8 protein-coding genes and 1 tRNA gene are annotated in these 12,540 nt (G+C 43.5%); 6 read left to right on the top strand and 3 right to left on the bottom strand.

Annotated elements, in window-relative coordinates; translation table 11 throughout:
- Positions 1 to 66: 66 nt before the first annotated feature.
- The gene (gene rplU / locus IPZ60_RS07280; RefSeq protein ID WP_110922591.1) at positions 67 to 378 is read right to left on the bottom strand and encodes a 50S ribosomal protein L21; all 312 of its coding nucleotides are present in this window, start codon (positions 376 to 378) and stop codon (positions 67 to 69) included.
- A gap of 579 nt (positions 379 to 957) precedes the next feature.
- Here rplU and IPZ60_RS07275 point away from each other — a divergent pair.
- From IPZ60_RS07275 to hemB, 5 genes are all read left to right on the top strand, one after another.
- Positions 958 to 1,983, top strand: a complete 1,026-nt coding sequence (locus IPZ60_RS07275) for a polyprenyl synthetase family protein (RefSeq protein ID WP_194197178.1) — start codon at positions 958 to 960, stop codon at positions 1,981 to 1,983.
- Positions 1,984 to 2,765: 782 nt separating this feature from the next.
- Positions 2,766 to 4,166, top strand: coding sequence for an efflux RND transporter periplasmic adaptor subunit (locus tag IPZ60_RS07270; protein WP_194197369.1), 1,401 nt, complete (start codon positions 2,766 to 2,768; stop codon positions 4,164 to 4,166).
- Between the two features lie 35 nt (positions 4,167 to 4,201).
- Entirely contained in the window at positions 4,202 to 7,450 is a 3,249-nt protein-coding gene (locus IPZ60_RS07265) for an efflux RND transporter permease subunit (protein ID WP_194197177.1), read from the top strand.
- Positions 7,447 to 9,261 (top strand): efflux transporter outer membrane subunit, encoded by a 1,815-nt coding sequence (locus tag IPZ60_RS07260; protein ID WP_227669274.1) that lies wholly within the window; start codon positions 7,447 to 7,449, stop codon positions 9,259 to 9,261. Before IPZ60_RS07265 ends, IPZ60_RS07260 begins: the two co-directional genes overlap by 4 nt.
- Before the next feature lie 260 nt (positions 9,262 to 9,521).
- Positions 9,522 to 10,529, top strand: a complete 1,008-nt coding sequence (hemB, locus tag IPZ60_RS07255) for a porphobilinogen synthase (protein WP_194197176.1) — start codon at positions 9,522 to 9,524, stop codon at positions 10,527 to 10,529.
- Positions 10,530 to 10,626: 97 nt separating this feature from the next.
- Here the strand turns inward: hemB and IPZ60_RS07250 are convergent, their stop codons facing one another.
- Complete coding sequence (locus tag IPZ60_RS07250; protein WP_194197175.1) at positions 10,627 to 11,604, bottom strand: glutathione S-transferase family protein; 978 nt, start codon at positions 11,602 to 11,604, stop codon at positions 10,627 to 10,629.
- A gap of 300 nt (positions 11,605 to 11,904) precedes the next feature.
- Between IPZ60_RS07250 and IPZ60_RS07245 the strand changes: the two genes are divergently transcribed.
- A tRNA-Val gene (locus IPZ60_RS07245) sits at positions 11,905 to 11,981 on the top strand.
- A 238-nt stretch (positions 11,982 to 12,219) separates the two neighbouring features.
- On the opposite strand, the gene IPZ60_RS07240 is transcribed toward IPZ60_RS07245, so the two are convergent.
- Positions 12,220 to 12,444 (bottom strand): helix-turn-helix transcriptional regulator, encoded by a 225-nt coding sequence (locus IPZ60_RS07240; RefSeq protein WP_020443849.1) that lies wholly within the window; start codon positions 12,442 to 12,444, stop codon positions 12,220 to 12,222.
- Positions 12,445 to 12,540: the final 96 nt, after the last annotated feature.

The following is a 12,540-nucleotide window of genomic DNA, read 5'->3' as shown; positions in this document are numbered from 1 at the left end:
TTACCGCTGATGCGGTAACTCTTAAGCATTTAGTGCACTGTTTAGCAATAATTGCTAAATGGGTAATTAGGCATTAATGGCTTTGATTTTTAACAAGGTGTACCATTGGCGGTGACCTTGTTCTTTGTGATAATGCTTACGACGGTTGTGCTTGATGATACGGATTTTTTCGCCGCGACCATGCTCAACAACTTCAACTTCTACGCTAGCGCCTTCAACGACAGGCTGACCGATTTTGACGTTATCGCCGTCAACAACCATCAATACGTCTTCAAATTTGATTGTTTCGCCTTTTTCTGCTTTTAGTAATTCAACTTTAAGCAATTCATCGACGACTACACGGTGCTGTTTACCACCAGTTTTGATTACTGCGTACATTGTATGACTCCGTTTAACCCGTGTGCCGTGGCTGATGTTATACCAACGCTTTTACGACGAACACGACAGGGAAAAATTAAAGGCAAGATTTTACGGCTTTTTGCTCATAAAAGCAAGCCGCGCATCTTGTTTTTGTAAGGTGGTTACACTAATAACCCTATCCGTTATTACTATATAAGCTGTTGATTGTGAACGCATCTGAGAGGCTACTCAATAAAAACCAGCTAAAATAACAATGATGGATAACAGTTTATGCCTAACAGCCGCTATTATAACTTATATAATCAGTTACTTATAGTCCTTTTAGTCCTTTATCACTCATGCTTACCTATAAAAGTACAGCAAAGACAGGCGAGTTTATAGAGGTATCATTTAGACTGGTTCTAGCATTCTTTGCTAATAGCTATATACCATAAGTATTGTATAAAATATAATCGCTCTATTCTCTAAATGCTTTAACCAACAATTTAAAGACACAGCTATGCTATTATAGAAAAATGCCTTGCCTGCTATAGGCTCAAGGTTAAAAAGCATCAAGGCTAAAAACTCTTTCTACTCTTATTAATATGACTATTTATTATGACCATCACCCCTTCAAATAATACAGATTCAATGGCTCAATCAACACCTAACTATGCTGATATCCAAAGTATCGTGGCTGATGATTTTGAGATTATGGACAAGCAAGTATTCGGTAGTCTTAATTCCAAAGTTCAATTGGTAATGAGCGTCTCACAGCACGTGATTAATGCTGGTGGTAAACGTATGCGCCCGCTGATTACATTATTATGTGCACGCATGTTCAATGACAATCCATCAGAAAAAGCCATGCATTTAGCGGCCATCACCGAGATGCTGCACACCGCTACGCTCGTTCATGACGATGTCATTGATGAGTCAGGTCAGCGTCGAGGTAAGCCAACCGCCAATGCTACATGGGATAATGCCACAGCCGTACTGGTCGGCGACTATCTGATTGCCCGAGCCTTCAACCTATTGGTCGGCTTTCAAAGCTTACCATTACTACAGGTATTTTCAGATGGTACCTGTGATATTGCTGAAGGTGAAGTGTTGCAGTTACAACATCAGCATAATCCTGCCGCTACAGAAGATGACTACTTGCGTATTATCGATGGCAAAACCTCGCGTCTGTTTATGATGGCGACCCAAGGTGCTGCTATCTTGCAAGACAAGACAGAATATATGCAGGCATTGGGTGATTTTGGTCAGCACTTCGGCAATGCATTCCAAATCATCGATGATGTGCTTGATTACAGTGGTGATAGTGAAGTGATGGGCAAAAACCTCGGCGATGATCTTGCTGAAGGCAAACCAACTCTACCAACTATCAAAGCACTTGAACTGCTAAAAAATAGCGACAATGAAGGCTATGAGCAGCTTCGTATTGCTGTGCAGACAGGTAAGACACCGAACGCTGAGCAACTTATCGACTTGGTACGTCGTTCAGGTGCTCTAGACTACTGCAAGCAGCGCGCGCTGGAAGAAACCAAACTGGCTCAAGACGCCCTAAGCACTCTACCTGACAACCGCTACCGTACAGGCTTGTATCAATTGACTGAACTCGCAAGCGCACGGTTAGTATAATTAAGGTGAGTCGTCTGTACTCTGTACTATCAAGGGATTAAGACGGCTCATTTTTGAGCAGCATTTTTTAATGACTCACAAATAGGAAGCTAACGACTCAAAAAGCTGTCTCTTAATAACCAATATCTCAGCTAAATCGTTACCTTTCTTTAAGTTTTATAAATCCTCGCAGTACTATAATCGTATAAGGATTGTTTTGACAGTCGGATAATGTTTGATCAAGAAACCTTGATTGATACTCCATGCACCTTCGCTCAGGTCAAAGATGTTTTTAGGTATTGCTAAAATCACGTTTTTGCTGTCTGCGCAATATTTCTTAAGTACAACCTCAGATATGTATATAAAAATAGACTCTATAACAAAAAAACAACACTGTCTTGCGCTGTCACAACGTTACGCTATGGTAAACGTTATCTCTTGTGATGCTTACCTCTTCAATGTTTGTACAGTTCATAAGAACAAATGTGGATTTGTTTTTCAGAATAACTGTTTTTATTAGCTTGACTGTGGGGTTAACCCTTTAGTTTATAATAGCGGACTATGTTTACTGGCTAAATCTAACTATTTAATTATATATTTAGTACCAGTAGCCATCTTTATATTTATTAAACAATCAATATTGTCATGCGTAGATCTATTATTCATAACGCTTAGCATTGATTGTCATATAGTCGATTCAATTATAGTGGAATGACTATATGACAAATAACAATATCTCGAACGCTACTACTGATTATTACTCTTTTATTTATACCGCAATTATATTATTGACGAGGACATTGATGAAGCACTCTTATCTTGCGCTTGTAATAGCAGCTGTACTATCTGGAGCTGTACTGGTGGGCTGTGACAGTAACGAGGATGCCGCTGGGGATGCCGCACAGCAGCAAATGCCACCCTCCGTCGTCAACGTACAGACCGTAACTTTTGAAACCGTACCACAAGTACAAACCTTTTCTGGTCGCACATCAGCCTATCAAACTGCAGATGTCCGTCCACAGGTTAATGGAGTCATTGACGAAATACTGTTCCGTGAAGGAAGTACAGTCAAAAAAGGTCAACCACTTTATCGTATTAATACGGACAACTATGCGTCTTCTGTGACGAGTGGTCGAGCAGCCGTACAACAGGCACAGGCCAACTATCAGACAGCAGTGGCTAATAGCGTCAATGCACAAGCTGATCTGGTTAGCCAACAAGCCACACTGTCTCAAGCTCAAAACGACTTGCAGCGCTTGAGCGGATTGGTCGAAATTGACGCCATCTCTAAACAACAATATGAACAAGCGGTAACCACTGTCCGTACGGCGCAAGCTGCTGTACAAAGTGCCAACGCTTCTATTGGTCAAGCAAAAGCAGGTATCGAAAGTGCAAGAGCAGGTATCGAAAGCGCCAAAGCGGGTTTGCAATCCAGCTCACTAGATCTGGACCGCACTATAGTACGTGCCCCAATATCAGGTCGTAGCGATCGCTCGAGCTTTACTGCTGGTGCGTTGGTTAGCGCAAGCCAAGCTGATCCACTTGTGACTGTCTCACGCCTAGATCCTATCTATGTCGATATCAGCCAGTCTTCATCCGAGCTACTTAAACTGCGTCAACAGATTTCTGCTGGCAAGGCTCAAGCGGGATTGAATACCGTTGAGTTGGTATTAGAAGATGGCACGGTTTATCCCGTCAGTGGCGAACTGGCATTGTCTGAAGCAAAGGTTGATGAGTCAACTGGTGCTGTCACTCTACGTGCAATCTTCCCGAATAGTAACAGTATTCTGCTACCAGGCATGTATGTCAGTGCGCGCTTGACCCAAAGTGTGATCAACAATGCGGTACTGGTACCACAAAGTGCTGTCACACGCTCTGTTAAAGGTGAAACTCAGGTTTATATCGTTGATGAAAACAATAAAATCAAAGTACGCCCTGTCACAGTGAATGGTACTTATAATGGTAATTGGGTAGTAACTGACGGTCTCAAAGAAGGCGAAAAACTGGTCGTCATAGGTGGCTCAAAAGTTAAGCCTGATCAAGAAGTCGTTGCCAAGCCTGTAGAAAACGCTACGCCAGCATCAACTGGAAATAGCGCGCCTGCTAGTACTTCGGCCAAAACACCACAGCAAGCAGCAACAGAAACTAAGAAACCTGCTGAGAGCAACACGGCCAAGAAACCTGCGGAAGATGCAGCTAACTAATTCCATTCAAAGATAGGAAGACTTAGGGATATACTATGTCACGTTTTTTTATTAATCGCCCTATTTTTGCATGGGTATTGGCTATTTTAGTCATGCTCATCGGGGTGATATCGGTCATTAATCTACCGATCGAACAGTACCCACGTATTGCACCGCCGACTGTTACAGTTAGCACAAATTACCCTGGTGCCAGTGCGCAAACCGTCGAAGACTCAGTTGTTCAGATCATCGAACAAAAAATGAAAGGTCTTGATGGTTTGATGTATATGTCATCAACCAGCTCGTCAAACGGTAGCGCATCAGTGACGCTCACCTTTGAGACTGGTACTGACTCTGATACCGCTCAGGTACAGGTACAGAACAAGCTTCAAGCGGCAACAAGCTCACTACCTGAATCCGTTCAGCGTCAAGGTGTCACAGTCAACAAATCCTCTAGCAGCTTTTTGATGGTGCAAGCATTCATCTCTGAAGATGGCAGTATGGATCGCCGTGATATTGCCGATTACATTAACTCAAACATCGTTGATCAGATCAGCCGTGTCGAAGGTGTTGGTGAAGTTCGTGTATTTGGTTCTACCTACGCGATGCGTATCTGGCTAGACCCTGCACGCTTACGTAGCTATAACTTGATGCCTTCTGATGTCATCACTGCTGTCGGTGCGCAAAATGCGCAAGTCTCTGCAGGCCAGTTAGGTCAAGCGCCCGCTGACACTGAGCAACAGGTTATCAACGCCACGGTAACGGTACAAAGCTACCTACAGACACCTGATGAATTTAGAAACATATTATTGAAAACGGATGCCTCAGGCGCGCAAGTACGCTTAAGCGATGTGGCAGATGTTGAGATTGGAAGTCAAGACTACAGTGTTAACTCACTATTTAACGGTCAAGAAGCCGCTGGTATGGGTATATCCTTGGCAGGTGGCGCTAACGCACTTGATACGCGCGAAGCACTTGGTGCTCGTATGTCTGAGTTGGAACAAAGCTTTCCTGCTGGCCTAACCACGGTTACTCCTTATGACACGACACCATTCGTTCGGTTGTCTATTGAACAAGTAGTACATACGCTCATCGAAGCTATTGTGCTTGTATTTATCGTCATGTTCATTTTCTTACAGAACTGGCGTGCCACGATTATCCCGACATTGGCTGTACCTGTGGTACTTCTCGGCACCTTGTGTGTGCTGTATATCGCAGGTTTTAGTATTAACGTTCTGACCATGTTTGCGATGGTACTGTCTATCGGACTACTGGTCGATGATGCCATCGTAGTCGTAGAGAACGTCGAACGGATTATGGAAGAAGATCCTGACATTTCTGTCAAAGATGCTACCGTTCAATCGATGGGTGAAATTAGTAAGATTGTTGTCGGTATTGCTCTGATTCTATCAGCAGTATTTGTACCTATGGCGTTCTTTAGCGGTTCAACTGGTGCTATCTATCGTCAGTTCTCCATTACCTTGATTACCAGCATGGTACTATCGGCTTTAGTTGCCCTTATCTTTACCCCTGCCCTGTGTGTGACCTTGCTTAAACGTAGCAAGAGCCATGACAAGAGTAATATGGCCACTCAAAAAGGTTTCTTCGGTTGGTTTAACCGTAGTTTCTCTAAAGCAAGCATCTCTTATGAGCGCTTCGTGGGTAAAAGCTTCGGTCGTAAATGGTTATATCTAATTGGCTATGCTGCCATTATTGGTATTATGACGGTGGTCTTTTTACGCATTCCTAGTTCGTTTTTGCCAGAAGAAGATCAAGGTATTATGTTTACCTTAGTTCAGCTCCCCTCTGGCTCTACACTTGATCAGACACAAGACGTACTGGATAAAGTTAGAAACTATTACGATACTCAAGAAGCCGACAATATTGCCTCTGTCTTTACCGTTGCAGGCTTTAGTTTTGCCGGAACAGGCCAAAACATGGGTCTGGCGTTTGTACGCTTGTCAGATTGGGATGAACGCCCAGGTGATGAAAACACCGCGCAAGCTGTGGCTGGCCGGGCAATGGGTTATTTCTTTACTCAGATTAATGAGGCGCAAGTATTTCCGATTGTACCGCCCGCTATTACTGAACTTGGTAATGCCAGTGGTTTTGACTTGATGCTACAGGATACCGGAAACGTCGGTCATGAAGGGCTGCTCGAAGCCCGCAATATGTTGTTGGGTATGGCCGCTCAAAACGACCAAGTCTCTGGTGTACGTCCTAATGGTCAAGAGGATGCACAGCAGCTCAAAGTCAATGTCAATCAAGAACAGGCCGCTGCATATGGCTTGTCGATGTCTAGTATCAATAGCGTTATCTCGACTGCATGGGGCTCAAGTTATATCAATGACTTCGTTGACCGTGGTCGTATTAAGAGCGTTTATGTACAAGGCGAGCCGAGTAGTCGTACCAACCCTGACGATCTTGGTAAATGGTACGTACGTAATGACAATAACGATATGATTTCATTCGATGCGTTCTCTAGCAGTGAATGGCAGGCAGGTTCTCCGCGTCTGACCCGTTACAACAGTTTCCCTTCTATGAACATTCAGGGTGCTGCTGCTGCTGGACTCAGTACGGGTGAAGCAATGGCTGCGGTAGAGACGATGATAACCAATCTACCGGAAGGCGTCGGTTATGAGTGGACAGGCACGTCACTTGAAGAGAAAAAATCAGGTGCTCAGGCTCCATTGCTATATGCAATCTCGCTCTTAGTGGTATTCTTATGTCTAGCTGCTCTGTATGAGAGCTGGTCGATACCTTTCTCTGTCATATTAGTTGTTCCACTTGGCGTTTTAGGCGCGGTGCTATTTACGTGGATGCGCGGCTTCTCTAACGACGTTTATTTACAGGTTGGCTTACTGACTGTGGTCGGGCTTTCTGCCAAGAATGCCATCTTGATTATCGAGTTTGCGAGAGACTATCAAGAAGCTGGTTATAGTCTCAAAGAGTCCGTGATGACAGCAGCGCGTCAACGTTTGCGCCCTATTATCATGACATCGCTTGCCTTTGGACTTGGGGTTGTACCACTATTCTTAGCCACTGGCGCTGGTTCTGGCAGCCAAAGCGCCATCGGTACCAGTGTACTTGGCGGGGTCGTCAGTGCGACATTATTAGGTGTATTCTTTATCCCAATGTTCTATATTTGGATACGTAGCATCTTTCCTCATAAGTATGAGAATAATAAGCCAAATGACAGAGACGACGGTGGTGATAATACGCCACATACACCAAACGGTGATCCACAAAGCCCGACTCTCTCTAAGAGTTATCAGCCTGTGAACTTAGGAGATAATACACAATGAGTTTTCGTTCTCTTTTTACCTCAAACTCAGCACACTCGGCAGTCAGTATTACTGCCGGCGCGTGCGCAACGACAGGTGAGTGCCCCGTGACCTCTACCCCTTTATCATTATCTAGCGCCCGCAGAAATGGCGGTCGTCTAATAGGCCTGACCGCTTTAGCAATAAGCATGGCTGCCTGTAACACCATCCCAAAAGCGGATATGCGTCCTGTACTTGCTGAGCCTAATATTCCGGTTCAGCAAGCCTATGGTGCGTATGACAAAGAAACTGTCAGTAGTGCTGATCAGGCGAGTATCGCCAGTCAACGCTGGCAGAATTTTTATAGCGATGAGCGTTTAAAAAGTTTAATTGCGCTCGGTCTTGAAAACAATAAAGACTTTGAGAATGCACGCTTGGCCATTGAAAAAGCGCGTGCGCAATATCGAATCACTGATATTAGTGATCTGCCAACGATTGATGGTAGTGGTGGTTACTCTCGCAGTGCTCAAAATAGCGTGGATCGTAACTCTAGTAGCAGCTATAACGTCAATCTAGGTTTGGCAAACTACGAGCTGGATTTTTGGGGCAAAATCTCAAGCCTAAAAGATCAGGCTTTACAGAACTTTTTGGCCACCACTGCCGCAAAAGATACCACTCAAATCAGTCTAATCAGTAATATTGCTCAAAGCTACGCTAACTTAAGTTATAGCCTAGCACAGCTGGAACTGGCTTCTAAAACTTATGAAAGTCGTAAAGAGTCGCTATTTATCACTACTAAGCGCTTTGAGGCTGGTATTGATGACAAGCTGGCTTCTTTACAAGCCAGCGCCTCATTAGAAGACGCCAATCTTGCGATGCTGAGTGCACAAAGCAGTGTGTTAACAGCCCGTAATGCTTTGCAGTATTTAGTCGGTGCACCTATACCTAGTAATCTTATTCCGAACGCATCTGTTACCAACATCACTAACCAGCAGATATTTAGTGCTGGACTGCCTAGTGAGCTACTACGCTATCGCCCAGATGTACTGCAAGCGGAATACAACCTGAAAGCCGCTGGTGCCAATATCGAAGTAGCGCGCGCGTCTTACTTCCCGTCTATCAGTTTAGCCAGTAGTATTGGTGTCAGTAGTGGTAGCTTGAACGACTTATTTAATACTGGCTCGGTTGGCTGGTCATTTGGCCCTAGCATTAGCGTGCCTATCTTTGATGCTGGTCGCTTGGATGCCAACTATGATGTGGCGCAGATTGAACGTGAGCAAACGCTTACTAGCTATGAGAACTCTATCCAAACGGCATTCCGCGAAGTATCAGATGTACTAGCGACACGTGCCACACTGGGTGATCAGCTCGACGCACAGTATCGCTTGCAGGATAACTTTGACCAGACGTATCAGATTGCCAATGCTCGCTACAAAGCCGGTATCTCTAACTATCTAGACGTTCTCGATGCCCAGCGCTCGTTGTTCTCAACTCAGCAAGGTATCTTGAATTTAGAACTACAAAAAATCATTAGCCAGATTGAGTTGTATCAAGTGCTCGGCGGTGGTTCCAATCTAGACATACCGACTGCTATCCCTGTGCCGCAACATACTAATTTAGCGCAAATCGCCAATGTAGCTGCCAATACCAATAAGGCAAAAGCGACCAAAGCTATCGATGCGGCTGGTTCGGCACGTGTTGCGTCTCAACAAGAAGCCGTGGCTATCAAACAGGCACAACCTGTAGAAACGACTACCTTTAAACCTACTGCTGTTGTCGATGTTAACGATGATGGTAAAAAAGATGCTGCCGTAGGTGTGATCACTGAAGAAACGCGCTTAATTAAAAAATAGCGTAGAGTCGGTTCACGTTACAAAGATTGTTAGGCCTTAAATCATACAATCATCATCTTGTGACGTAACGATATCATCACATTGACAGTCGATACGTACAATCAGCCCTACCGACTTGGTGGGGCTTTTTGCTTTCTACTGTCACTATTGGTTATAGTAGCGATAGATTTTTTAATATCATGCTATAACTCTGCTGTTATAACCTTCTGTAATAAAAAACCTAAATCAAAACTCAGATAACACCATGTAGCGAGACTAATATGACTTATACCTTCAATCGCCAATATCCTGCCACCCGCTTACGTCGCTTACGTTATAACGATAATGTACGCGCCATGATTCGTGAAGTTGAGCTGCACCCTAAGCACTTCATCGCCCCCGTCTTTGTGCTAGAGGGCGAAAATCAGCGCGAAACGATTGCGAGCATGCCAGGTGTCGAGCGCCTATCCATTGACCTACTGATTAAATATGCCAAAGAGCTATTAGCAGAAGGTGTTACGACTATCGATATCTTCCCTGTGATTGACAACTCACTAAAGACACCGGACGGCAGATCAGCATATGATGAAAATGCCCTGACAGCACGTACGGTAAAAGCAGTGAAAGATGCCGTACCAGAAATGGTAGTTATGACAGATGTTGCTTTAGACCCGTATACCTCACATGGTCAAGACGGTTTGCTCGATGACAGCGGTTATGTGGTCAATGATGCAACCGTCGAAGTATTGGTGAAGCAAGTATTGGTACATGCACGCGCTGGCGCTGACATTATCTCACCGAGTGATATGATGGATGGCCGTATTAAAGCCATGCGCGATGCCCTAGAGGCTGAAGGCTTTGTGAATACTGCTATCATGGCCTACTCGGCTAAATACGCCTCTGCCTATTATGGTCCATTCCGTGATGCAGTCGGTAGTGCTGGCAACTTAAAAGGTGGTCATAAGAAACAATATCAGATGGATTTTGGCAATCGTGCAGAAGCCTTGCATGAAGTGGCCATGGACATCAATGAGGGTGCTGATATGGTGATGATTAAACCTGGTCAGCCATACTTAGATTTGATTCGTGAAGTCAAAAACACTTTCGGTGTACCAACCTTTGCTTATCAAGTCTCTGGTGAATACGCCATGCACATGGCAGCCATTCAAAACGGTTGGTTGAGTGACGCGGTCATTTTAGAGTCTTTAATTGGCTTCCGTCGCGCTGGTGCTGATGGTATCTTGACTTACTTTGCTCTAGAAGCAGCACGCCAGCTAAACAATGCTTAGTATTAAGTAAACGGCCTGTCACCTCATAAAAAATAGCCCCAACTACTATATAGTAGCTGGGGCTATTTTTTGTCTGAATGCTTTTTAATAGATAAAACTATAAACGTGCACGGTCATGCGGCTCATTAAAATCAATCACTGGGCCAGCAGGTACGATACGCGTAGGATTAATATTGGCATGACTGGTGTAATAATGCTGCTTGATATGCGTCATATTCACCGTCTCCGCAATACCCGACACTTGGTACAAATCACACAGATATCCCCATAGATTTGGGTAGTCAATGATGCGATGCAGATTACATTTGAAATGTCCGACATAAACAGCATCAAAACGTACTAAGGTCGTAAACAATCGCCAATCGGCCTCTGTTATCGTACTCCCTACCAAGTAACGCTGAGTTGCTAAGCGACCTTCAAGTGTATCTAGTGCTGCAAACAACTCACCCACAGCCTCTTCATAGGCCTCTGGCGTGGTAGAAAACCCTGCTTTATATACACCATTATTTATCGCAGAATAGGCAAAGGCATTAATCTCATCAATTTCTGTTAATAACTCAGTCGGTAAAAAATCACCTGCTACAGCACCAACTTCGTCGAAAGCTGAGTTAAACATACGGATAATTTCTGACGACTCATTACTTACGATGGTGTTAGTCTGCTTATCCCATAAAATAGGCACCGTGACGCGGCCTGTATAGTCTTGTTTTGCCGCAGTATAAATCTCATAAGCATAAGAGGCGTTGTTTATTGGATCGGCAATAACGCTCTCGCCTGCTGCAAACGTCCAACCATTCTCACCCATAAACGGATGGACGACAGATAAGGAAATTATATCCTCTAAACCTTTTAGCTTACGATAAATGAGGGTACGATGTGCCCAAGGGCAAGCTAGTGAAACATACAAATGGTAACGATTGGCTTCAGCTTTAAAGCCTCCTACGCCTGACGGCCCTGCACTACCGTCTACCGTGATCCAGTTCCTAAAGCCTGCATCTTCACGCTCAAAGCGTCCACCGCTAGATTTTGTATCGTACCATTTGTCTTGCCACTGTCCGTCTACCAATAGACCCATATTATCCTCCAACTTGTGCTCGTTTTATTCTTAATGAACACGATTGACTTGAAATCGTTATCATTATCACTAAAGTTAAAGATATATCATATCAGCTCTATCTCGATAAATAGTAGGGTTTGCAACCTAATTAACAATAAAAACTAAACTTAATTAAATAAGTATTTATTAAAACTAAATAAAATGTATTAATAAATACTAAATATCTGAAGCCGTATCAGATATTATGATAATAAGTCATTATTGTTATAGAAAAGGCTTGCAAAGTTTGAAAAACTTGCTAAAATGCATGACCTAAATAGGCGTATAGCTCAGTTGGTTAGAGCGCTACCTTGACATGGTAGAGGTCAGCAGTTCGAGTCTGCTTATGCCTACCAAATATTTAGAAAGCCCCAATCTCACGATTGGGGCTTTTTTTGTCTGTAATATATGGGCTATAGAGGAAAAGGAAACTATATGTCGATTCAAATCTCCTCTTTTCTCACTTTCAGTAAACGTCATCAAAAAACGTGTGTGCCCAAATTGTGCCTAAGTTGCGCCTGCTCTCTAATTCACCTTTCTTTCAGAGTAGCACTTTCGACCTCTACCCTAAATTATCTAAAACACTTTCAAGATTTATTTCTCTTTATCTAGCGGCTCGTTAGGTACATAAGTAAATAAATCACCTACTTCAATATCTAGCGCCTCACAAATTTTATCCATAGTGTCAAAATCTATTCTTGAAGTCTGTTCGTTATATATCTTGTGCACTGTCGACTTGCTAATTCCTGTCATTCTTATTAGATCTGCAACCTTCATACGTCGTTCAGCTAGTAGCACTGGTAAATTACATAAAATCATTAATAATTCCTTAATAGACTAAAAAAGTACTTGTATCGACTAACGATAGCTAGTAAAGTACTTGTATCGAACAACAAATTACTTTTATAGAATTAT

The organism is Psychrobacter sp. NG25 (assembly GCF_015234355.1).
Taxonomy (GTDB): Bacteria; Pseudomonadota; Gammaproteobacteria; order Pseudomonadales; family Moraxellaceae; genus Psychrobacter.
This window is presented reverse-complemented; position numbering and strand designations above follow the sequence as displayed.